Origin of the sequence: Pedobacter kyungheensis, assembly GCF_000812965.1 — a bacterium.
Taxonomy (GTDB): Bacteria; Bacteroidota; Bacteroidia; order Sphingobacteriales; family Sphingobacteriaceae; genus Pedobacter; species Pedobacter kyungheensis.
In genome coordinates, this window is the sequence record NZ_JSYN01000014.1 from 103265 (window position 1) to 127407 (window position 24143).

Annotated in this window: 17 protein-coding genes; 14 read left to right on the top strand and 3 right to left on the bottom strand. The window is 41.7% G+C overall.

Annotated elements, in window-relative coordinates; translation table 11 throughout:
- Positions 1 to 3: 3 nt before the first annotated feature.
- A complete protein-coding gene (locus OC25_RS12585; RefSeq protein ID WP_039476601.1) occupies positions 4 to 1437 on the top strand; it encodes a SusD/RagB family nutrient-binding outer membrane lipoprotein in 1434 nt (477 codons plus the stop codon).
- Positions 1438 to 1656: 219 nt separating this feature from the next.
- Here the strand turns inward: OC25_RS12585 and OC25_RS12590 are convergent, their stop codons facing one another.
- Positions 1657 to 1857 (bottom strand): hypothetical protein, encoded by a 201-nt coding sequence (locus OC25_RS12590; protein WP_039476547.1) that lies wholly within the window; start codon positions 1855 to 1857, stop codon positions 1657 to 1659.
- A gap of 523 nt (positions 1858 to 2380) precedes the next feature.
- On the opposite strand from OC25_RS12590, the gene OC25_RS12595 reads away from it, so the two are divergent.
- From OC25_RS12595 to OC25_RS12605, 4 genes are all read left to right on the top strand, one after another.
- Positions 2381 to 3193 (top strand): DUF1223 domain-containing protein, encoded by an 813-nt coding sequence (locus OC25_RS12595; protein ID WP_039476549.1) that lies wholly within the window; start codon positions 2381 to 2383, stop codon positions 3191 to 3193.
- 12 nt (positions 3194 to 3205) lie between these two features.
- Positions 3206 to 3379: a hypothetical protein gene (locus OC25_RS27905; RefSeq protein ID WP_156131464.1), complete on the top strand. Its 174-nt coding sequence runs from the start codon at positions 3206 to 3208 to the stop codon at positions 3377 to 3379.
- A 123-nt stretch (positions 3380 to 3502) separates the two neighbouring features.
- Positions 3503 to 3949 carry an organic hydroperoxide resistance protein gene (locus tag OC25_RS12600; protein WP_209435590.1) on the top strand — a complete coding sequence of 149 codons (447 nt, stop codon included), beginning with the start codon at positions 3503 to 3505 and terminating at the stop codon, positions 3947 to 3949.
- Between the two features lie 55 nt (positions 3950 to 4004).
- On the top strand, positions 4005 to 4190 hold the full coding sequence (locus tag OC25_RS12605) for a hypothetical protein (protein WP_039476552.1): 186 nt from the start codon (positions 4005 to 4007) through the stop codon (positions 4188 to 4190).
- Here the strand turns inward: OC25_RS12605 and OC25_RS12610 are convergent, their stop codons facing one another.
- The gene (locus OC25_RS12610) at positions 4191 to 4952 is read right to left on the bottom strand and encodes a LytR/AlgR family response regulator transcription factor (protein ID WP_039476554.1); all 762 of its coding nucleotides are present in this window, start codon (positions 4950 to 4952) and stop codon (positions 4191 to 4193) included. It lies immediately after the preceding gene.
- The gene (locus tag OC25_RS12615; protein WP_039476557.1) at positions 4933 to 5952 is read right to left on the bottom strand and encodes a sensor histidine kinase; all 1020 of its coding nucleotides are present in this window, start codon (positions 5950 to 5952) and stop codon (positions 4933 to 4935) included. The genes OC25_RS12610 and OC25_RS12615 overlap by 20 nt, the downstream gene beginning before the upstream one ends.
- Before the next feature lie 217 nt (positions 5953 to 6169).
- Between OC25_RS12615 and OC25_RS12620 the strand changes: the two genes are divergently transcribed.
- The 9 genes from OC25_RS12620 (at position 6170) to OC25_RS12660 (ending at position 24035) form a co-directional block, all read left to right on the top strand.
- Positions 6170 to 7192, top strand: coding sequence for a GntR family transcriptional regulator (locus OC25_RS12620; protein ID WP_039476560.1), 1023 nt, complete (start codon positions 6170 to 6172; stop codon positions 7190 to 7192).
- 10 nt (positions 7193 to 7202) lie between these two features.
- Positions 7203 to 8795 (top strand): solute:sodium symporter family transporter, encoded by a 1593-nt coding sequence (locus OC25_RS12625; protein ID WP_039476562.1) that lies wholly within the window; start codon positions 7203 to 7205, stop codon positions 8793 to 8795.
- 868 nt (positions 8796 to 9663) lie between these two features.
- A complete protein-coding gene (locus OC25_RS12630; protein ID WP_245221985.1) occupies positions 9664 to 12849 on the top strand; it encodes a SusC/RagA family TonB-linked outer membrane protein in 3186 nt (1061 codons plus the stop codon).
- Entirely contained in the window at positions 12849 to 14780 is a 1932-nt protein-coding gene (locus OC25_RS12635; RefSeq protein ID WP_039476564.1) for a RagB/SusD family nutrient uptake outer membrane protein, read from the top strand. The genes OC25_RS12630 and OC25_RS12635 overlap by 1 nt, the downstream gene beginning before the upstream one ends.
- A gap of 15 nt (positions 14781 to 14795) precedes the next feature.
- Positions 14796 to 16028 carry a DUF5000 domain-containing lipoprotein gene (locus OC25_RS12640; RefSeq protein ID WP_039476566.1) on the top strand — a complete coding sequence of 411 codons (1233 nt, stop codon included), beginning with the start codon at positions 14796 to 14798 and terminating at the stop codon, positions 16026 to 16028.
- A 34-nt stretch (positions 16029 to 16062) separates the two neighbouring features.
- A complete protein-coding gene (locus OC25_RS12645; protein ID WP_039476568.1) occupies positions 16063 to 17283 on the top strand; it encodes a DUF4998 domain-containing protein in 1221 nt (406 codons plus the stop codon).
- Between the two features lie 102 nt (positions 17284 to 17385).
- The gene (locus tag OC25_RS12650) at positions 17386 to 19749 is read left to right on the top strand and encodes a glycoside hydrolase family 95 protein (protein WP_245221987.1); all 2364 of its coding nucleotides are present in this window, start codon (positions 17386 to 17388) and stop codon (positions 19747 to 19749) included.
- 13 nt (positions 19750 to 19762) lie between these two features.
- Positions 19763 to 21796, top strand: coding sequence for an alpha-amylase family protein (locus tag OC25_RS12655; RefSeq protein WP_039476573.1), 2034 nt, complete (start codon positions 19763 to 19765; stop codon positions 21794 to 21796).
- A 31-nt stretch (positions 21797 to 21827) separates the two neighbouring features.
- Complete coding sequence (locus OC25_RS12660; RefSeq protein ID WP_039476575.1) at positions 21828 to 24035, top strand: alpha-galactosidase; 2208 nt, start codon at positions 21828 to 21830, stop codon at positions 24033 to 24035.
- Positions 24036 to 24143 lie beyond the last annotated feature (108 nt).

The window sequence follows — 24143 nt, forward strand, 5'->3', positions numbered from 1 at the left end:
ATCATGAAAAATAATAAACTCTATATACTGGCTTTTTTGGCCCTTGCATTTTCATCTTGCAAAAAAGAGCTCGATGAGATCAATATTAACCCGAATGCACCTGAAGTTGCTCAACCTGATTATTTACTTACCGGAACTACCAAAACCACGGTTGATACCTATTGGGGCGTAACCAACAACATGAATTCGAGCTTACTTTTTGCTCAGCAGTGGGCTAAAGTGCAGTACACCGAAGAAGATCGCTTTATCTTCTCTAACAGTAGCTTTACCGCGCTATGGTCTACCGGTTATGCGCAAAGTATTGCAGGTTTTAATAAAATTATCGAACAGGGCGATGCGCAAGGCAATCCGAACTATAAAGGTGTAGGTTTGGTGTTGCGTTCGTGGGTGTTTTTATTGCTTACCGATGCTTATGGCGATATACCCTATTCGCAGGCCGGAAAAATTAAACAATTCGTTACACCGGTTTACGATAAACAAAAAGATGTGTATTATGGCATTTTAAGCGATTTGAAAGCTGCGCAGGCAGCACTTGATCCTGCTTCAAAAGCCATTGCCGGCGATGTAATCTATGGTAATAATATCGCATCGTGGAAGAAATTTACCAATGCGCTGCGATTACGTATTGCTTTACGTATTGCAGATAAGGATGCAACCAAAGCGAAACAGGTGATTGATGAATTACAGGCAGAAGGAGGAGCTTACATCAGCAGCAACGCAGAAAATGCGCAATTAAAATACGATGTTTCGCCTCAGCAAAATCCCGTTGCAGCGTCGTTCGAAACGCGGAACGATTACCGGATCAGTAAAACCATAGTAGACAAACTTTTTGCATTAAACGACCCAAGATTACCAGTATATGCCAGCAAAACGGAAAATACCACTCCACAAACTTATGTGGGCATTCCCAATGGTTCTACCAACTCAGAGGCAAGTGCTATAGGTTTGGCCAATTCATCTAAACCAGGCACTTATTTTCTTGATGCCAAAGCACCAGCCGTAATTTTTAGCTATGCCGAATTGCTTTTCGATCGCGCTGAAGCAGCTGCCAGAGGTTTTACGACCGAAAATGCCGAAGATTTATATAAACAAGCCATCCGGGCATCATTTGCGCAATACAACATCAGCGGAACAGCAGTTGATACTTATATCAGTCAAGCCGCAGTGCAATATGACGCTGCGAACTATAAAAAATCTATCGGCGAGCAAAAATGGATAGCCTTATTTGGTCAGGGCTTAGAAGCCTGGGCAGAGCAACGCAGGTTAGATTATCCACAGTTAACTGCTTCTGTAAATACCGTGTTAAGTGGAAAAATTCCGGTACGTTTTATTTATCCGGGCACAGAACAATCGCTAAACGGCCAAAATTATAAAAATGCGGTAAGCAGTCAGGGTGCCGATTTATTAACCACCAAACTGTGGTTTGATGCTTTTTAATGTAATGAGACAATGCTATTAAGTTAAAAACGATTAACCACGGATGCACACAGATAAACACGGATTATATCTGTGTGCATCCTTTTTTTAAGTGCTGTCAGATGTTACCATCTGACGCTTATCACGAAAAAAGTCCCGGTTTTTAATAGGGACTTTTTGTTTTTTTAACGATCAAAGAAAAAGGTAAACCTGTTCAGTTTCCTTCCTTTTTACCGGTATTCATCTGGCCAAATCTTCGGCTGCATTACTGAATCTCGATTTCAGATCCTGAGTGTAATCTTTTGCTTTATCTGCCCATTGAGGCGCTTTGTTCATTAAATCGTCTACTATCGATTGGCCCGTAATAGGGTCTTTCTTGGTAATATATTTCACGCCTGCATAAACCGCGGCACCAATAATTGCTGTTTTTAAAATTCCCATGTCGTTTTTCTTTTGTTTTTAGTTAAACATTTTCTGGTAGTTAAAAGTTTTAGACAGCTTAACCTTCTTGTTGTTACAGGCCGAGCTTCCAGTTGCAACTTTTTAATAAAACGAAAAATATTTGCTTTTATTGAATTGAGTTATTCTCGTCCCCCTTTGAAGGGGGCAGGGGGATGAATTGAGTGGTATTAAGATTATGGTGTAACAGGAGAGATGCTGAAACAAGTTCAGCATGACGGCTGGGGATGAATTGAGTGTATTGAGATTATGGTGTAACAGGAGAGATGCTGAAACACCCGTCCGACCAGCCAGGCGGAAGTTCAGCATGACGGCTGGGGATGCCGGGTTAATCTCGTCCCCCTTTGAAGGGGCAGGGGGATGAATTTGAGAATCTCCAAATCCGCCCTGTCCATTTCAATCCCTCCATTTCCTATTTCAAGTCTGATTACGCCCGGTTAACCTGTTTTCTGCTCTGCCAGGGGCGTTTTTTAAAATAATTTTGAGCAACAAAAAACACAATATTATGAAAACAACAAAAATTTTATGGTTAGCTAATTTCTTCCTCGTCATTACCCTTTCCATTACGGCTTTCGCAGCCATGTATCAAGTTCCATTAAAAAATGCCGCTGTTAGCAAGCCCGGAAAAGGCTTTGCCGTGGTCGAATTGTTTACTTCAGAAGGATGTTCGAGCTGCCCGCCTGCCGATGAACTGCTGGCTAAACTGGAAAAAGAATCGGCTGGAAAAGATTTATTTGTATTGGCTTATCATGTCGATTATTTCGATCGCTTAGGCTGGAAAGACACCTTTGGTAATCCCGAATATGCTAAAAGACAGGCGAAATATGGCGAGTGGTTAGGCTTGCCGCAAATTTATACGCCGCAGGTTATTGTTAACGGTACAAACGAATTTATTGGCTCAGAAGAAGGCCGTATCCGCAATGCCATCTCAACTCAACTTAGTATCCAGGCAAACGCAGCACTTAAACTTCAATGGCACCAAACCGGACAGAATTTTAAAGTGCATTATCAAACATCTGGCGCAACAAAAGGCCGTAACCTGTTAATCGCAGTGGTGCAAAAAGCGGCCAGTACCCGGGTAGCAAGGGGTGAAAACGAAGGAAGGACCCTCTCGCACGTGCAGATTGTACGCCAATTACAAAGCGAAAAGCTCAGCGCCAATGGAATAGGAGCCGTTTCCATTTTATTACCAAAAGGCTACAACGAAAAAGACTGGGAAATTATTGGTTTGCTCCAAAATCAAAACACCGGACAACTTGTGGCAGCTACAAAAGCAACCAGATTTGAACAAAATACTGATGCTAATTTAACACACTAAATATTAAACGTCATGGAAAATACCCCTCAAAAAAGTCATAGCAGATTTATGCTGACACTTTCATCAATGCTCTCCATGTTATTTCTGCTTACTCCACCATTCGAAAGAAATGTACAACAGTGCGAAATGGTGATGGAAATATCGCGGAAAAAGAAAAATGGCTTTCAATTGGATGGAGAAGAGTAAACGAAAAAATCAACCCGGCAAATGTCCGGCTCAGCACTTATTCTGTCCAGGTCGCCGGATTAAGGTCGTTTAATCACTCATCAGACAATAATTTTGAATAACAAATTTAAATAACACAATAAAATGGAAAATAATCAAAACGGAAACCCTACTGTGGCTTCAAACAAAAAAGTACTCTATACAGGTAAAACACATACTACTGGTGGCAGAGATGGCAATGCAAAAAGTAACGATGGGAAATTAGAAATCGCACTTTCTTCGCCAGGTTCGAACGGTAAAGGCACCAACCCCGAACAGCTGTTTGCTGCAGGCTGGTCGGCATGTTTTATCGGAGCAATTGGTTTGGCTGCGGCAAAACACAAAATTACGCTTCCTGCCGGTCTGGCAGTTGATGCAGAGGTTGATCTTTGTGTAACTGATGGTGCTTACAGTTTGCAAGCCAGGTTAAATGTAAGCTTACCTGGTTTATCGACAGAGGTAGCCAGATTGCTAACCGATACCGCACATCAAACTTGTCCGTACTCAAAAGCCACTAGAGGCAATATCCCGGTCGAAATTAACTTAGTATAACATTTTAACCGCGGAGGGAGAAGTTTAAATCTGCCTCCGCTTTTTTTATCAGAAAATGATCAATTTAACTTTAAACCCCGATGTTACCTTATGCTGCATGGCGGCATTATCGGTTGTAATGTTCGATATCTGCAACAGGGAAATAAGCCTCCCTTTACCCATAATTGCCAATGAAACCAGCGAACAAAAGGAAGTTCGGGAGGAAATTAGGTATATTCTTGAACAACAGTTTTCTAATTAATTACCTGTTCTCCAGCCAGTTTAAAAAAGCAGTAGTTTTTTCTTTCCCAATCAGCAATTTTTCGGGTGAGGGAATGACCAGTTTAACAAATAGTTTACGATCGAAATAGTGCTCTACTTCTTTAATGGCACTAAAATTAACAATGTACTGGCGGTTGAGTCTGAAAAACTGCAAAGCCGAAAGCTGCCCCTGTATGGTATCCATCGATTGGTTCAGGGTATATTCTTCCTCTTTCAACGTCATAATGGTAGGCGATTCGTTGCGGATGTAAAAAAACGCAATCTGCTCAGTGGGTACTGTAGTGTACTTGTTGTGCTTAAAGACCAGGAAACTCTTTTTTCCCTCATTTGGGCCAATCCTTTTCAGCAGTTCATCCATATCCGGCAACTGGTTTTGCTGAAAGAAATTCTGAAACTGATCTACTTTTTGAAAGGCCTTCTCCAAATCCTCCTGCGAAAAAGGTTTTAGCAGGTAATCAATACCATTCGCTTTAATGGCATCCATGGCATACTCGCCGTAAGCGGTACAAAAAATTACCGGGCAACTGATTTTTACCGATTGAAAAATTTCAAACGAAAGTCCGTCTGATAGCTGGATGTCCATAAATATCAGGTCGGGGTGCTCATTTTCAGTGAAATAGTGTATGGCATCGTCAATACTTTGCAGGTTGGCTACTACCTGAGCTTTCGGACGTATTTTATTAATGAGGCTGGCTAAAGACTTCGCGGCCTTCAGCTCGTCTTCAATGATGATAATCTTCATGTATAAGGGGAAGTTTTATACTAAAATGGGTGTCTGTTTTGTTAATGATAATTTCTTTGTTGAGCAAATGGCTGTAACGCTGATTAATGTTTTCGAGACCAATTCCGGTTGATGCTTCAGGCGTGCGTTTGGGCTGGATTTTATTCTCTACCACAATAAAATCATCTTCAACATATAACTGAATGTGCAGGGGTTTGTACAGCGAAACCACGTTATGTTTAATGCAATTTTCGATTAAAAGCTGTAAGGTAAAAGGTGGAATGAGCGATTGCTGGTAGCTTTTATCAATATCAATGCTCAGCTGGATACCTGCTTCGAAACGGGCTTTTAACAGGAAAAGATAAGCAGCTAAAATATCGAGTTCTTCCGAAAGTTTTATCAGGTCATGTTTGCGGCTTTCGAGCGTAAACCGGTAGAAATCAGAAAGTTTGAGTATGAATTCTACGCTGTGTTTATCGCTGCTTTCAACCATGTATTTCAGCGTATTGAGGCTGTTGAACAGAAAATGCGGGTTAACCTGTTGCTTGAGCAGTTCATATTGGGCGCCCAGGTTATCGGCTTTGGTACGCTCCAGTTCGATCCCTACCTGCTGGTTCTGGTAATTTTGATAAAGCAGGTTCAGGAACATGTAAAAGGTGATGTTTACCAGAATTCCCCTTACTTCAAACATGAGCATTACCGGACCGAAATGAATGGAGCTGAGTAAATATTGCTGCAGGCAGGACAGTAAAAACATTAAAAGTATCCCGAAGAAAAGTCCTTTAATGAGCCGCATGGTCGAAAAACCGCTGGCTACATCGCGCGAGGTATAGGCCGGGAGGGTAAATACATTGTAATACCAGATGATTACGGCAAAAAGAAAGGTTACAGTTGCATCGGCAAGCGCTTCGTAAATATTAAAGCGATGTTCGGCAATTTTGGGGATAGAGGTTAATACCCCCAGCAAAAAAGAACTCAGCCATATTACTTTATGCGGGATCTTAAATGTTTTCTTTTTCATGCGTTTCAAATATACTATAAAGTTTGCCGTGATACGTACGCATTGGGATAGTAGATTTGAGTATAGATATAATAACCGGATTTTCCGTGCATTCTGTGCCTCCGTGGCGAATTTGCTGCACGCCGATAAATTAAATTTTATAGATAATCACCATTAAATTTTTATATTTCGAGCAAAATTACCCTAACTAAAACGATTACCAACTCCATAACGCTGCATGAATAAGGAAAAACTGTTCAACGAAATCAAAGATTTAAGCATCATCAATGCTTTTTCGAAACACGAACAGTTGGTGCAGGGAATTATCAACAGTTTAAACCATAAATACATTGCTAAAGGCGATATTCTGCCATCGGTTAACGAATTGATGCGCGAAACAGGCTATGCCAAAGAAACGATTGGTAAAGCCTACAAAGAGTTGATTAGCAGGGGGATTGTTGAATCGAAAAATAGGAGAGGATATTTTGTAGCGACCGACGATACCGAACAACATCTGAAAGTATGCCTGTTGATTTATGCCTTCGATACCTTTCAGGAAACCTTTTATCAGAATTTCCGCGATCACCTGGGCGAAAATATCCAGGTTGATGTATACTTCCACCACAATAATTTCAGTGTTTTCGAATCGATCATCAACAGCAATAAAGGCCAGTATGGTTTGTATGTAATTGCCCCGATAGAAAGTAATGAGGCCAAAGAAGTGCTTGAGCAATTACCTAAAGAAAAGTTGCTTATCGTGGATCGCTATGTGGCGTTAAAAGGGGAGTACTCTTACATTGTACAGGAGTTTGAAAACGCATCCTACAATGCTTTTCTGGAACTGGCACCGCGCATTAAGGAATTTGCTGAATTTGTTTTCTTTTTTAAACCTTCATCAGCCGAACCTAACGAAGTACTGACCTCATTTAAGCGTTTTATTAAGGAATTTAACATTAACGGGGTAATTAAAAACCATTACGAACCGGGAAGCATTGAGCCGGATAAGGTTTACTTTACCATCCACAACCTCGAACTGTGGGAAATGCTAAAAGATACCAAAGTAAAAGGCCTTAAAGTGGGCAAAGATTTGGGTATTCTTTCGCATAACGATGATAACGTGAAAGAGATCATTTTCGACGGAATTACCACATTTTCAATCGACTTTGCCGAAATGGGGCGTTTGGCTGCCGAATTTGTATTGAGCCTAAACCCAGTTAAGCATGTGATGGAGAATAAACTGATCAGAAGAAACTCACTTTAGCAGCAAAGGCGTGGGAACGACAGCAATTATCAGTTTCATTTTGTTTACGGTTCTGGCCGCAACAATCTCTTACTTTAAAACCCGCCATAGTCAGCGCTCAACTGTTACCGGTTTTTTCTTTGCCAACAGGAGCAATGGTTTTATAATCATCGGGGCATCGCTGTTTTTTAGTAATATCAGTGCTAATCAATTTATCGGCGAAAATGAATCGGTGTACATCAATAATATGTCGGTTATTGGCTGGGGCATTTCGTCTATCCTGGCCATGATTATCGTATCAGAATTTTTTATCCCCATATATTTTAAAACGGGTATTCGTACTATTCCCGATTTTTTAGAAAAGCGCTACGATCCGCAAACCAAAACACTGGTTTCGGTTATTTTCCTGTTTAGCTACATCATTAACCTCTTACCATCGGTGTTATATGGTGGGGCAGTGGCTTTCAGCAACCTGATCGATCTGTCGGCCCTGCACCTTTCTTACTGGGAAAGTATCTGGGTATTTGTATGGATTATGGGGCTAATTGGTTCCGTTTATACCATTCTGGGCGGCTTTAAGGCCATCACCATTTCAGATACGGTGTTAAGCGCAGGCATGCTTATCCTGATTGTGGCACTGCCTTACTATGGTTTACGCTACCTTGGTCACGGCGATTTCTTCGGCGGACTTTCTACCGTACTCTCCACTAAAAAAGAACACCTCAATGCCATTGGGAACAGTAAGGATGCGGTTCCATTTTCTACTTTATTTACTGGCATGCTCATTATCAACCTGTACTACTGGGGAATGGAACAATACATTATTCAGCAGGTGCTGGCCGCCAGAAGTTTAGCTGATGGACAAAAAGGGATTGCTTTAACCTGTTTTGCCAAATTGCTTTGTCCTTTAATGATCAATATACCAGGCTTAATTGCTGTGCATTTGTACCCGGTTTTAACCAATACCAACCAGGTGTTTCCCTTGCTTATTAAAGATGTATTGCCGCCACTTTTAATGGGGCTCTCGGCCTGTGTGCTTTTTGGTGCGGCCATTACCACTTTTAATGCCGGTTTAAACAGCTCCAGCACATTGTTCCTCCTTAATTTGTATAAACCTTATATGGAGAAAAAGGGCAAACTATTATCTGATAAAAGCTTGTTGCGCACCGGCAGATTGTTTCAGATTTCAGTATCGTTGTTTGCAATGGCATTTGCACCTTTTATTATTTTTTCCAGAAATGGTTTTTACGAGTACCTGCAAAAAATCAGTGCCATTTTTAGTTTGCCCATTTTTACCATCATTTTTATTGGCTTTATTACCAAAAAGATGCCGCCAATTGCCGCTAAAATAGGGATGCTGTTCTTTATTAGCTGTTATGTACTGAGTGAATGGGTATTTTCTATTCAGCTGCATTATCTCCACACGCTGGCCATCATTTTTATCATCACCATTTTACTAATGCTGGCTATTTCCAGATTGTACCCTAACCAAAATTCTTATACGCTGGTACTCGATAACCAGATCGAGATCATTCCCTGGCGCAGCAGGCACTACTACCACGTGGTTTTAATTGCACTAATGGCTTTGGTGTTTTTTATATTCTCTTCTTACATGCTGGCTTAGGGGTTACCAGTTTTCAGTTAACAGTTGGCAGTTTTCAGTTAACAGTTGGCAATTGTCAATTCGAAATAACCAATGTTCCATAATCAATTATCAGACGAAATTTGTACAAATAGCAAGATTTAGGAAGCGGTTAGACTAATGAACAAATGAACTGTTGAACTAATAACCAATATCCAATAATTAATTATCAGACATGATTTTGCAAGTGGAAAGATTTAGGCTGTGGGTTAGACCAATGAACAAATGAACTGTTGAACTAATAACCAATATCCAATAATCAATTATCAGACGTGATTTGTGCAAGTGGAAAGATTTAGGCTGTGGGTTAGACGAATGAACAAATGAACTAATGACCAACATCCAATTATCAGACGGGATTTGTGCAGGCGGAAAGATTTAGGCTGAGGATGGAACTATTGAACTAATGGCCAGTGAACCATTGAACGAATCAACTTTCGAAAATTTGGAATATAAAATATTTTGTTTATCATTGTAAACAGAATAAATAGGATAGTATAGGATAGGGTAGTTAGTTGTTTGTATTCCAGCACGGATAAGCACAAGCGCTTTGAAATGATAAACAACCACTCAATTTCCTAAAATGCTTTGCTTAACCCTTGATTTTCCGCTAACCAAACCAAATCAAAATATATGAGAAAATTTACAATTTACTTCAAAATGGAGCAACAACTCCCAGTATTTGCCAAAATTCAAATGCCGCCAGAGGCAAGTGGCCATTAAAGACTTATTCCCTATCTACCTTTTTTGATCTTATTTAATTTACTCATTAAAAGCTAATTGGCAAATGAAGCAATTATTGTTGTGCGGGTGCTTTTCAGTACCTGGCAGATTAAAAAACACATTGTTATTGACGGGCTCAATCTTTGTGTTTTTTCTGGTTTTTCTTCCTCTCGAAGGCTTTTCTCAAAACGGGAAGAAAACCATTACCGGTAAAGTTACCGATACACTCGGGGTTGGACTTCCGGGGGTTACCGTAGCGGTAGTTAATAAAGTAAATGTGGGTACACAAACCGATAACAACGGTAAATATGTACTGGATGTGGCCCCGGGCGAGCAGTTGCGCTTTTCTTATGTGGGCTATCGCGAGCATCGTGCAATTGTGGGCGCAGCTAACGTGATTAACGTTAAACTGGCAGAAGAAAATTTGCTTTCAGAAGAAGTGGTGATTACTGCCCTTGGTCAGAAGCAACGCAAAGAAGCACTGGTAGGATCGGTAACCACAGTGAAAGTAGGCAATCTTAAAATTCCCTCAAGCAATTTAACCAATGCACTTTCTGGTCAGATAGCGGGTGTAATTGGTTACCAGCGCAGCGGACAACCAGGACAGGATAACTCGCAGTTTTTTATTCGCGGGGTTACTACTTTCGGATATAAAAGAGATCCACTCATTTTGATTGATAATGTGGAGCTAACCAGTTCAGATCTGGCCCGCCTTCAGGTTGATGATATCGAGAGTTTTTCGATATTGAAAGATGCCAGTGCTACTGCGTTATATGGAGCAAGGGGTGCAAATGGCGTAATTCTGGTGGCTACCAAATCAGGTAAAGAGGGGAAAGCCAAAATCAGTTTCAGGCTGGAGCAATCTGCTTCCCAATCGGTACAAAATTTAGAACTGGCCGATCCGATTACCTACATGAGGTTATTTAATGAAGCAGCTATTGGAAGGGGCATGGATCCCATGTTTACGCCAAACCAGATCATCAACACACAAGCCACGGTAAATAAAAGTCCGGGGTACAACGAATATGTTTATCCCGCGGTAGATTGGCTGGATATGCTCTTTAAAAAACGTACCAGTACACAACGGGCCAATTTAGGTATCAGCGGTGGTGGCGGTGTTGCCCGTTATTACATTGCAGGTTCGTATAATTTAGATAATGGTGTGCTGAAAGAAGATTCGCGCAATAACAACGATAATAACATCAAATTCCGTAATTATCAGTTACGTTCTAACATCAATATCGATTTAAGTAAAACAACCGAAATGGTGGTGCGCTTATCGGGTAATTTTAGCGAATATAATGGTCCTTTAGCTACTGATGGTGGTTTTTCTACCGATTTATATAACATAGCTGTGCATACCAGTCCGGTTTCTTTTCCGGCATTTTACCCTGCCGATGCCGCCAACCAAAATGCACAACACATTTTATTTGGTAACAGAGGTGGATCCGGACAAAACAGTATTTTAGACAATAACCCTTATGCAGCCATGTTGCGCGGTCATAAAAATTCGTCCGAATCGCGTATGTCGGCTCAGTTTGAGCTTAATCAGAAACTCGATTTCTTTACCGAAGGGCTTTCATTTAAAACCATTTTTAGTACCAACCGCTATTCTTATTTCGATTCGCAGCGTGCTTATTCTCCATTTTATTATAACATCGGTTCGTACGATAAACAAAGCAATACTTATGTGTTAAGCTGGCTCAACTCATCTGTAACGAGTGGTGCGCCTAACATTGCGCAAGAATATTTGTCATATTATCCGGGAGGTACCAATATCAATACCTTTTTATATGCGCAGGCTTCTTTAAATTACGATAAGGCCTTTGGTAATCATAATGTTAGCGGTACTTTAATTGGTACAGCACAGCAATCGGTTTACAGCAATGCCAGTTCATTGCAAAACTCGCTTCCTTACCGCAACTTAGGTTTGGCTGGTCGTTTAACCTATTCCTATAAAAGCCGCTATTTTATAGAATCGAATTTTGGTTATAACGGATCTGAAAGGTTTTCGGAGAATCACCGTTTCGGATTTTTTCCAACCATTGGTGCAGGCTGGGTACTTTCTAACGAGAAATTCTGGACAGGTGGACTGGCCAATGTGGTTAACCGCTTAAAATTAAGGGCCAGTTATGGTATTGTGGGTAATGATGCTATTGGTGCACAGCGTTTCTTCTATATTTCGGATGTTAACTTAAACGGTGGCGGAAATTATGCCCAGTTCGGGTTTAATGGCGCTGCCAACCGTAATGGTGTTTTTATTAATAATTACGAGAACAAAGATGTAACCTGGGAAACTTCGAGACAGACTAACGTAGCACTTGAGGCGACACTTTTTAAAGATCTGAGCCTGATTGCTGAGTTTTACAACAATTACCGTTACAACATTTATATGCCACGTACCAATTTGCCTACTACATTAGGACTGGAATCGGGCATCGGTGCAAACGTAGGCGAGGCACGCTCTCGGGGAATGGATTTATCGCTCGATTATAAATTCAGGGTAAACGATTTTTCTTTCGCTGTGCGTTCTAATTTAACTTTTGCTAAAAATAAATACCTCAATTACGAAGAACCACAATGGGCAGAGGCTTACCGTTACACTACCGGACAGGCCATTAACCGTAACTTCGGTTACATTGCCGAACGTCTTTTTGTAGATGATAAGGAGGTGCAGAATTCGCCAACACAGATTTTCTCGCCAAATGGTAAACCACCAAGAGCGGGTGATATTAAATACCGCGATTTAAACAACGATGGAAGAATTGATGAGGCCGATAAAGCTTACATCGGTTTCCCACAATCGCCGGAAGTGGTGTATGGCTTTGGTTTTAGTTCCTCTTATAAAGGTTTCGATTTATCGGCTTTTTTTACCGGACAAGACCGTATGACTTTCTTTATCGATCCGACCAAAGTGAGTCCGTTTGTGCCCAGTAACCAGCAATACATATTAGGTAACACCCAGTTGCTTAAAGATTTCGCCGATAACCATTGGTCGCCAGAAAACCAGAATTTGTATGCGCTTTACCCGAGGTTGGCTGTAAATGCCGCCGATTTGGAAAACAATGCGCAAACCAGTACCTGGTGGATGCGAAACGGTAGTTTGTTGCGTCTTAAGTCTGTAGAGTTGGGCTATACGCTTCCACAGCGTATATCGAGCAAAATGAAGTTAAATTCCTGCCGCATTTATTTCAATGGCTTAAACCTGTTAACCTGGAGCCCTTTCAAATTATGGGATGCCGAGCAGGGTGGAAACGGTTTTGCCTATCCAATACAAAAGGTATTCAATGTTGGTCTTAACGTAACCTTATAATGAAAACGATAAAAACTTATTTCAAATACAGCTGCATCCTTTTAATGCTTTGCACCTTTGCATCCTGTAAAAAATACCTCGATGTAACTCCTGATGACATTGGTACCTTAGATTATGCCTTCAGGAACCGGAACGAGGCCGAAAACTACCTGTATTCTTGCTACGCTTATTTGCAGCGTATGAATGATATGGCCACTAATCCTGGCTTTACCACTTCATCAGAGCTGATTTATTCGAATACACTCGATAACTTTCAGGGATTTAACCCTACAGGTTTTAATCTTTTGAGGGGAACACAAACGGCAGCCAGACCGGGTTTAAATACCTGGGATGGGCAGGAGGGCAGTTACAGCCTTTGGCGCTCGATCAGGATTTGTAACATCATGCTCGAAAATATTGATAAGCCGATTGATTTGGGCGCTGCAGAAAAGAAACGCTGGATTGCAGAAACCAAATTCTTAAAGGCTTATTACCATTACGTTTTATTTAAAATGTACGGGCCAATCCCCTTGGTTAAAACCAATCTGGCCATTAACAGCTCAACCGACGAAGTGCGTGTGAAAAGAGTACCTGTTGATGAAACAGTTGATTACATTGTATCGCTTTTAGATGAAGCAGCGGCAGATTTACCGGCGGTAATCAGCAACCAGGCTACCGAATTGGGTCGCATTACCAGCGTAATTGCGCTTTCGGTTAAAGCCGATGTTTTGGCCACAGCTGCAAGTCCCTTGTTTAATGGTAATCCCGATTATGCAGGTTTTAAAGACAAAGATGGTGTGAGCCTTTTCCCGGCAGCTTACGATGCACAGAAATGGAAAAAAGCTGCCGACGCTGCTAAAATTGCCATTACTGCAGCCGAAGCACAAGGCATTAAATTATATACTTTCAGTGCACCATCAACAGTGGGTAAACTATCCGATTCGCTTAAAATAGAACTGGATGTACAGAATGCAGTAGCCGAAAGGTGGGAACTTAATTCGGAAATTATCTGGGCCTCCAATCCTGAGTTTAATTACCAGGGTTTTGCAACGCCAAGGCTAACTGCGAAATCGGCAGTAAATATTTTTTCTAATCCTTCTACTTTTTCTGCTCCGATTAGCACGCAGGAACTTTTTTATACCGTAAATGGTGTGCCCATTACAGAAGATAAAACCTGGGATTATGCAGGCCGCAACACCATTAAAGCTGGCGATAATGCCAGCCGTTACTACATTCAGCAGGGTTACGAAACCATTAAAGGACATTTTGCCCGCGAAAGTCGTTTTTATGCCGATATGGCTTTTGATGGCGGAATCTGGTTTGGTAACGGCCGTAACTTTCAGGATAGCCCAAGTGCACCGTTATACTATGTTTCTGCCAGGGGTAGTGGTTTTGCAGCTCCAAGTGATAACATCAGGCTGAACATAACCGGTTACTGGCCAAAAAAACTGGTAAGCTATGCTTCTGTTTACGATGATGGTTTTCAATCTTCGCCATTCCGCATGCCTTTAATCCGCTTAGCTGGTTTATACCTTTTATATGCCGAAGCTTTAAACGAAGTGAACGGACCAACTGCCGAAGTGTTTACGTATATCGATAAGGTACGTCAAAGAGCAGGTTTACAAGGGGTACAATCCTCATGGACTAACTTTTCGAAAAGCCCAAATAAATATAGTACCAAAGATGGGTTGAGACAGATTATTCACCAGGAACGGAGAATTGAGTTGTGCTTTGAAGGCCAGAGCGGGTGGGATTTAAGAAGATGGAAAGAACTGCAGGCAGTGTTAAGCAATCCAATTCAAGGCTGGAGTATCAACAATGCTGATGCAATAAACTATTACCGGCCAACAACACAGTTTATTCCGGTTTTTGGTTTGAAAGATTACTTGTGGCCAATCAGAAGCTCAGATCTGGTGGTGAATCCAAACCTTGTTCAAAATCCTTTTTGGTAGTTTAAATTAAACAACATGAAAAATATTAAACATATTTATCTGGTACTTATTGTAGCTGTTCTGGCAAGCCTCTCGGCCTGTAAAAAAATGGAAAGCTACAACGATCCTGCTTCTTCAGATATGACCAAGCCAGGAGTGGTAACCAACATTAAAGTAGATAATTTTAATGGCGGGGCTTATATTACCTATTCTTTGCCCAATTCTAAAAATCTTTTATACGTTTTGGCGCAATATAAAATAAACGGAGTTACTACCCGCGAAACCAAATCGAGTTATTATTCCGATTCGATTATGGTTGATGGTTTCGCCAAAAAACAAGGTTACGATGTTACACTCTATGCAGTCAGCAGGGCAGAGGTAAAATCAGACCCGGTTGTGGTAAAGGTTAATCCCGATACACCACCGTACCTACTGGCTAAACCAAGTATTAATGCTGAACCAGATTTTGGCGGATTTAAAGTTACCGGTATCAATCCTGCAAAAAGCAATCTGGGCGTTATTTTGCTTTCGGTAAACGATAATAACAGTTCAGATGTGATCGATCAGCACTATGGTAAATCAGATGTAATCAGTTATTCGGTAAGGGGATATGCATCAGTGGCCAAAAAAATTGGTTATTATGTTACCGATAACTTTGGAAACATCTCTGATACCACTTATAAAACCATTACCCCGTTTTTCGAAACCTTGCTGGATAGGGGGGAATTCTTTCAATACCGATTACCATCGGATGGTGTGATTGCCTACGGCTGGGATTTACCTTACCTCTGGGATGGAAAAACCGATGGCAACTCTAATGGCTGGCATACCGCGCCAGGGGGGGCAATGCCTGCCATTGCTACTTTTGGTTTAGGCGTAAGTGCAAAATTAAGCCGTTTCATTTTATGGGAAAGACCCGATGGTAGCGATAGATTTGCTTTTAGTCACGGAAATCCAAAGGTGTTCTCGGTATGGGGCTCTGATGTAGCTGCTCCGCGGGATGCCCAATTGCCTTTATCTGCACCTGAGGGCACCGTAATAGGCGACTGGATAAATATGGGCAATTACAATTATCCCAATCCGCCATCTGGCGCTACTCCGGTAGCCCATACCACTGCTGATAACGATTTTGTAAAAGCTGGTGTAAGTTTCAATTTTCCGCTAACCAACCCTAAAGTACGCTATATCCGCTTATCGGTAAGCACAACCTGGTCTAGCGGTACATTCGCACACGCCATGGAAATGGCCTTTTACGGCGATCCGAGATAGTTATTGATTAACAACAGATGATAAATTTTCAGATATGAAAAGTATATATAAAATAAGCGCTTTGTTACTGCTGCTGGTAACCGTAATCATCAGCTGTACCAAAGATGATCTTGCTTTCAAAGAATTTTTAAAGGATGGTGAAATGGTTTATCCCGGTCGTGTGGCCAACATCATTACCAAACCGGGCAACCTGAGAACAGCACTCTGGTGGAACCCCAGTCCCGATCCAAGTGTAAGCAAATATGTGGTGTACTGGAACAACAATGGCGATTCGGTGGTGGTGAATTCAACTACACATAACCCGCTCGATACCGTTAAAGTAACCATTCCGAACCTGAAAGAATATACCTACACCTTTACGGTTTACTCTTATGATGCTCAAGGACACAAATCTATCCCAATTGAGGCCAGAAATGTACGGGTGTTTGGTCCGCTTTACCAATCGGGATTGTTAAACCGACCTTACAATGCTACCAATCCTTATATTGTAAATAGCAATGGTTCCGTTCAGCTTAATTTTAATACACCCGATACCATTAACGTAAATACCATTGTACGCTATACCAATACCACCGGAGCTACCGTTGATAAAACGTTACTGCCAAAAGATACCGCCATTACACTCACTGATTATAAAGCTGGAACAGATATCCTTTACAAATCAGCTTATATTCCGGGTAAGGGCTCGCTCGATGTATTTACAGTTGCCGATTTCTCAACTTTCCCGAAAATTTTTACTTATGTGCTATGCGATAGGTCGTTGTTTAACGAAGTACATTTACCTGGCGATGCCCCAACTTACGAATCAGGAACCAGCATCAGTAAATTGTGGGATGGTAGTGTAGGACCGCAAGGTTACCCCAATATTTTCCATAGCGCGGGTAACAGTGGAATGCCCCATGTAATTACATTCGATTTGGGTAAGGTTTACACCAACTTATCGCGCATAGAAGAAACCGGTCGCGATTGCTGCAACAATCCAGATCGTTTTGAAGTATGGGGAACAGCCGATTTAACCAATGCAACGACCACCTTATCAGCCAGTAACAGTGGTTGGCCAGCTGAGGCTACGAGCAAAGGTTGGATATTGTTAAAAGATATTACCAGAACAGATGATGGCAAAAATGCCTTTACATCCGAACTGGATAACGGCGGCAAACCGATTCGTTATATTCGCATCCGGATTAAGCATGTAACTACCGGCGATGGTAATTATAGTAATATGAGCGAAATCAGGTTCTGGAACAAGCAGTAAACTTTTTAAAGAACCGTCATCTCGACCGGAACGCAGTGGAGTGGAGAGAACTGCCTCAAGATAGATTTCTCGACTTCGTTGCCTCCGCTCGAAATGACGATTATGGAGTACAACACACACACAAATGAAATTATGTTTTTAAAACAACTTACTGTTATTGCGTGCTTATCGCTTTTCATCAGTAAAAATGCCACAGCCCAGCAAAAGCCCCTAAACCTTTGGTACGATAAACCCGCCAAAGTTTGGGAAGAAACATTGCCTCTGGGTAATGGCAAACTGGGCATGACGCCTGATGGGGGAATAACCAGGGAGCAGATTGTACTAAACGACATTACTTTATGGAGTGGTGGCAAGCAGGATGCGAACAATTACGAAGCTTATAAAAGCCTGCCCAAAATCAGGCAACTGATAATGGAAGGTAAAAATGATGAAGCGCAGGATTTGGTAAACCGCGATTTTGTTTGCAAGGGGCCAGGTTCTGGCGGTGCTACCTGGGGGAAATACCAAACCCTCGGTAATTTGCAGCTGGATTATGAATATCCTGGAATTAAAGCCGCAAAACCAGAGGTTTACAAAAGAACTTTATCGTTGGATAGGGCAGTAGCCACAACCGAATTTACACTCGAAGGCGTAAAATATAAAAGAGAATATTTTTGCAGTTTTAATAACGATGTGAATGTAATCCGGCTTACAGCGAGTCAGCCCGGAAAGCTGAATTGCAGGATTTCTATCAGCAGACCAGAAAAAGCAACACTGGCTACTGAAGGTAAAGATCTGCTCATGTTTGGTCAGGTGGATAACGGTACCGATGGCAAAGGTATGAAATACCAGAGCCGGGTAAGCACTGCTGTTAAAGGTGGCGCTTTAATTACCGAAGGCAATATCATTCAGGTAAAAAATGCCACCGAAATATTGGTTTATGTCGCTGCAGAAACCAATTTTAAACATGCTGATTTTGAAGCACGCATTAAAAATACCTTACAACAAGCCAAAAAAACAACTTATGCGGTCGAGCTGGCCAAGCACAGTGCTCATTTCGGAAAACTTTTTAACCGCTTAAAAATCAATTTAGGCGAAGGTGAAGCAGCTAAATTACCTACTGACGTAAGGCTCGAACATTTCTACAAAGATTACCAAAACGATGTTTCGCTTGCCGCCCTATTTTTTCAGTTTAGCCGTTATTTAAGCATCAGCAGCACCAGGGTAGGGCTTTTACCTCCCAATTTGCAGGGTTTATGGGCCAATCAGATCAATACGCCCTGGAATGGCGATTACCACCTGGATGTGAATGTGCAAATGAATCATTTCGGCATTGAACAGGCCAACCTTTCTGAGCTCAACCTGCCGCTGGCAGAATTGGTACGCAGTTTAACGGTTCCGGGAGCAAAAACAGCGAAGGCTTATTACAATGCTAATGGCTGGATTGCCCATGTAATTACCAATGTTTGGGGATTTACCGAACCGGGTGAGAGTGCCTCCTGGGGTGCCGCAAATGCAGGCTCGGGATGGTTATGCAGTAACCTTTGGGATCACTTCGCCTTCAGTCAGGATTTAAATTACCTCAAAAGCATTTATCCCGTACTAAAAGGTTCTGCCGAATTTTATAAAAGCGTATTGGTTAAAGATCCCAAAACAGGCTGGCTGGTTACTTCGCCATCAGTTTCGCCCGAAAATACTTTTTATTTACCCAATGGAAAAACAGCCAGTATTTCGATGGGACCTACTATCGATAACCAGATTGTACGCGAGCTTTTTAACCATGTAATTACAGCTGCCAGGTTACTTAAAACTGATGCTGCATTCAGTGCTTCGCTACAGGAAAAATTAAAATCAATTCCTCCGGTTGGCATAATTAGTAAAGATGGCCGCATACAGGAATGGCTCGAAGATTATAAGGAAACCGATCCGCAACACCGCCACATTTCGCATTTGTATGGGGTTTATCCCGCCGGATTAATTACACCGGTTACTACGCCGGCTCTGGCCGAAGCCGCAAAGAAAACTTTGGAGGTAAGGGGAGATGATGGGCCAAGCTGGTCTATTGCTTATAAACAGTTGTTCTGGGCACGCTTACTGGATGGAAACAGAGCTTTTAAACTTTTAAGGGAAATTTTAAAACCTACCCTGCGTACCGATATTAATTATGGTGCCGGCGGTGGGGTTTACCCCAATATGTTATCGGCCGGGCCACCTTTCCAGATTGATGGTAACTTTGGTGCTGCGGCAGGAATTGCTGAAATGCTTATTCAAAGTCACGATGGTTTTATCGAATTACTACCCGCTATACCCGATGCCTGGAAAGCCTTTGGCGAGATTAAAGGCCTGAAAGCCCGAGGCAACTTCACGGTTGATATGAGCTGGAAGGCTGGTAAAATTACGCATTACCGCATTGCTTCGCCAAAACCAAAGCAGGTAAAACTTAAAATAAACGGTATCTTGAGCACCATAACCTCAACCAAACTATAACTTAAACAGGATTATGCGTACTTTATTCAGGCTCAGTACTTCTTTATCATTATTGCTGTTGTTTGTTATGGGGCAAGCGTCGGCTGCTGTTATTCCTTATGGTAAGAACGGAAAAATAAACTATAATCTCCAAAAAGGAACATTCGATGTTTTAAACGGATCGGTTTTGCTGCTTGAACAAGGCTTTTCGGAAGTGGGCTATCAAAAAACAACACTTAGCTCCAAAGATTATCAACAAATTGCCTACACACAAAGTAAAGTTAAAGATGCTTTTGGATCGGGGATTAAGCACACCTTCTTATTAAAACAAAATGGCTTGCCCAACATGAGGCAAATCATTTATACCTACACCAACCGCGATTACTTTTTTATTTCGGTAAGCCTGGTGGGTAGCAATCTGGAGTCCAATAAAATGGTGCCATTAAAGGGAAATTTGGTAGATAGCCAGCTAAAAAATGATGCGAGTAGTCTATTTGTGCCTTTTGATAATGATACCTTTATTTCTTACAATGCTGTGCCTTTAAAAGCCGGTGTGAGCAACCCAAGTGCCGAGGTTACTGCTTTATACCAGAATGCATCGCGTAAGGGCTATGTAATCGGATCTATTGAACACAGCGACTGGAAAACCGGAATCCTGACTGTGATGAATATCCAGCAGCAAGCAACTGTTGAGGCCATTTGCGGTTATACCAAAGAAAGCATTACCCGCGATAAAATTGCGCACGGTTATCTGAAAGGAGATGTAGTCAACTCTGCCCGTATATTTTTTGGAAACTTTGCTGATTGGCGCTCAGGAATGGAAAGCTATGCCAAAGCCAACCGTTTGGCCGAGCCACCAATTATTTTTAAATGGAAAAACCCAACCCCTGTAGGCTGGAACAGCTGGGGAGCCCTGCAGGAGAAAATTACACTCGAAAAGGCCAATCAGGTCGTCGATTTTTTTGCCGATAGCCTCAAGGCTTTCAGGAGTGAGGGTATTGCTTATATCGATCTCGATTCCTATTGGGATAATTTGCTCAAGGGAGGTTTAACCGGCGATTATGCCAAACTCAAAGCCTTTGCCGATCACGCCAAATCAAAAGGCTTAAAACCTGGAATATATTGGGCGCCTTTTGTAGATTGGGGTTTTGCAGGTGGCGGCAAGCGTAAAGCTGAGGGAAGCAATTATACTTTTGGCGAAATGTGGACGAAAGTTGGTACTGGTTACCATGATATTGATGGCGCCAGGGCTTTAGATCCGACACATCCGGGCACCCGGCAAAGAATAGCAGCAGTAATTAATCAGTTTAAAGCCTGCGGTTTCGAAATGATTAAGATCGATTTTTTAGGTCATGCTGCAATTGAATCTGATCATTTTTACGACCCTCAAATTAAAACGGGTATGCAGGCTTACCGGTCAGGGATGGAATTTCTGCTCAAACAACTCGATAACAAAATGTTGGTTTATGCAGCCATTTCGCCAAGTTTGGCCTCTGGCCGTTACGTACACATGCGCCGCATTGCCTGCGATGCCTTTAAATCGATACACGATACCGAATATACTTTAAATGGTGTGAGCAATGGTTGGTGGCAAACACATTTGTACGATTTTATCGATGCAGATCATGTGGTGTTTGGCGATCAATCTGACGCCGAAAACAGGGCTCGCTTTTTATCTGCTATTGTTACCGGCACCTGCATTACAGGCGACGATTTTTCAAGCCAGGGTAAATGGATAAACACCGCAAAAAAGTTATTGAGCAATGCCGAAATCCTTAAAATTTTAAAGGATGGAAAAGCTTTTGTTCCGGTAGAAGGTAACAGAGGCAAATCGGCTTCGCCACTCTTTGTAAAGCAGGTAGGTGAGGTAACCTATCTTGCTGCTTTTAATTACAGTGATGCCGAACAAAACCTTAAACTTGATTTTTCACGACTCGGACTAAAAAACAGTGAAAAATATGAGGCCTTAAATCTCATCAATCAAACTGAATCTCCCTTTCTGCATAACCAGATCATTAATCTGCCCGCAAAAGATGCAGTGATTTTCAAAATAACTTCAAAAAAATAAAAATCTATCTATAAAACATTATTTAAACCAAATGAAAAAAACAGATCAATTTTCGAATTACTTTAAACCCGGAGCATTTGCCATTGCCTTATGTTTAGGCTTAGGCCATTTAAAGGCCCAAACCATCATTCCCATCGAGACGGCCAATAACGCCCTGGTATTACAAGCCGGATCGAACAAGGATGTAAATACCATCTTCTTCGGAAAAAAACTCGCCAACAAGCAGGAATATGCACAGGTAGCCGGGCAGTATAAACAAACATCAGATTATACCGGTCAGTTAAACTCCATTTATACTCCTTCAGGGTCACGAAACCTGGTTGAGCCTGCCATTACCGTTACCCATGCCGATGGCAATAATTCGCTCGATCTAAAATACGTCGATCATACCGTAACAGCCATTGATGATAACGTTAGTTTGCTTAAAATCAGGTTAAAAGACCCGGTTTATAATTTTGAAGTAACAATGTTTTACAAGTCGTTTTATAAGCAGGACGTAATTGAGCAATGGACCGAAATTAAGCACAACGAAAAAGGAGAAGTGGTGTTACACAAATACGCTTCGGCCAACCTGCATTTAAAATCGCCGCATTTCTGGCTAAACCAATATCATGGCGATTGGGCCAAAGAAATGCAGCCCGAGCAAAGCGAAATTACCCACGGCATTAAAACATTGGATAGCAAATTAGGAACAAGGGCTAACCTGTTTCAACCTTCTGTTTTTATGATTTCGATGGATAAACCTGCAGAAGAAAACGAAGGCAATGTTTTATATGGTGCTTTAGAATGGAGCGGTAATTTCAAAATAGATTTAGAGCTTGATTATCAGGATAACCTGCGCATTATTGCCGGAATGAACAATTATGCTTCGCCTTACAGCTTAAAACCGGGAGAAGTTTTTGCAACACCAGCCTTTTTATACACTTTTTCTGATCAGGGAAAAGGTGCAGCGAGCAGGAAATTGCAGAACTGGGCACGCAACTATAAAATTTTAAATGGAAAAGGAGACAGGTTAACCCTTTTAAACAATTGGGAGGCTACTTACTTCGATTTTAACGAGCAAAAACTGGCCGAATTATTAAAAGATACCAAAAAACTGGGTGTCGATTTCTTCCTGCTGGACGATGGCTGGTTTGGAAACAAATATCCTCGGAACAGCGATAACGCCGCATTGGGCGACTGGCAGGAGAATAAGCAGAAACTGCCTAACGGGATCAGTTCTTTAATTAAGGAAGCCGACCAGGCAGGAACACGATTTGGAATCTGGATTGAACCTGAAATGGTGAGCCCGAAAAGTGAGTTGTATGAAAAACATCCAGACTGGGTAGTAAAGCAGCCCAAGCGTCCCGAATACTATTTCAGGCAACAGTTAGAACTCGATTTATCGAACCCTAAGGTGCAGGATTTTGTTTTTGGCGTGATTGATGGACTCATGACCAAAAATCCGAAACTGGCTTATATCAAATGGGATTGTAATGCCGTAATTTATAATGCCTACTCGGCGCACTTAAAAAATCAGGGCCATTTCTATATCGATTATGTGAGGGGATTGTATAGCGTATTGCAGCGTATCAGGGCTAAATATCCAGCTGTACCGATGATGCTGTGCTCGGGAGGTGGCGGCAGGGTAGATTATGGTGCCTTACAATATTTTACCGAGTTCTGGCCTAGTGACAACACCGATCCTTTAGAACGGATTTTTATGCAGTGGGAATACTCTTATTTTTATCCGGCCATCAGCAGTTCAAACCATGTAACCGATTGGGGTAAACAATCTATTAAATTTCGTACCGATGTAGCCATGATGGGTAAATTGGGTTTTGATATTGTGGTGAGTAAATTACCGCACGAAGAACTTCAGTTCTGCCAAGAAGCCATTAAAAACTACAACGAAGTGAAACCGATTATCTGGCATGGCGATCAGTACCGTTTGGCCAACCCACGTAGTGGAAGTGTAGCCTCAATGTTGTACGTAAACGAACAAAAAACAGCAGGGGTAATTTTTAACTACCTGGTAAATTACCGTTACGAAGAGGGGAGCAAATACCCCATTAAACTGAACGGCTTAGATGCCGCTAAAAAATACCAGATTAAAGAGATTAACCTTTTCCCGGGTACAAAATCATCAATTGATAGCACCAAAACCTATACCGGAGATTTTCTGATGAAAGTTGGTTTCAACCCAAATTTGAATAACAACAGAACCAGTGTGGTATTAAAATTCGAAGAAGTGAAATAGAATATTTAAGAATTTGATTTCAGCCCGGTACGAAAGTTTCGGGCTTTTTTGTGAGTTTACTACTCAGAGGAATCGTCATTGCGAGATGGCTTTTTCAGCCGACGAAGC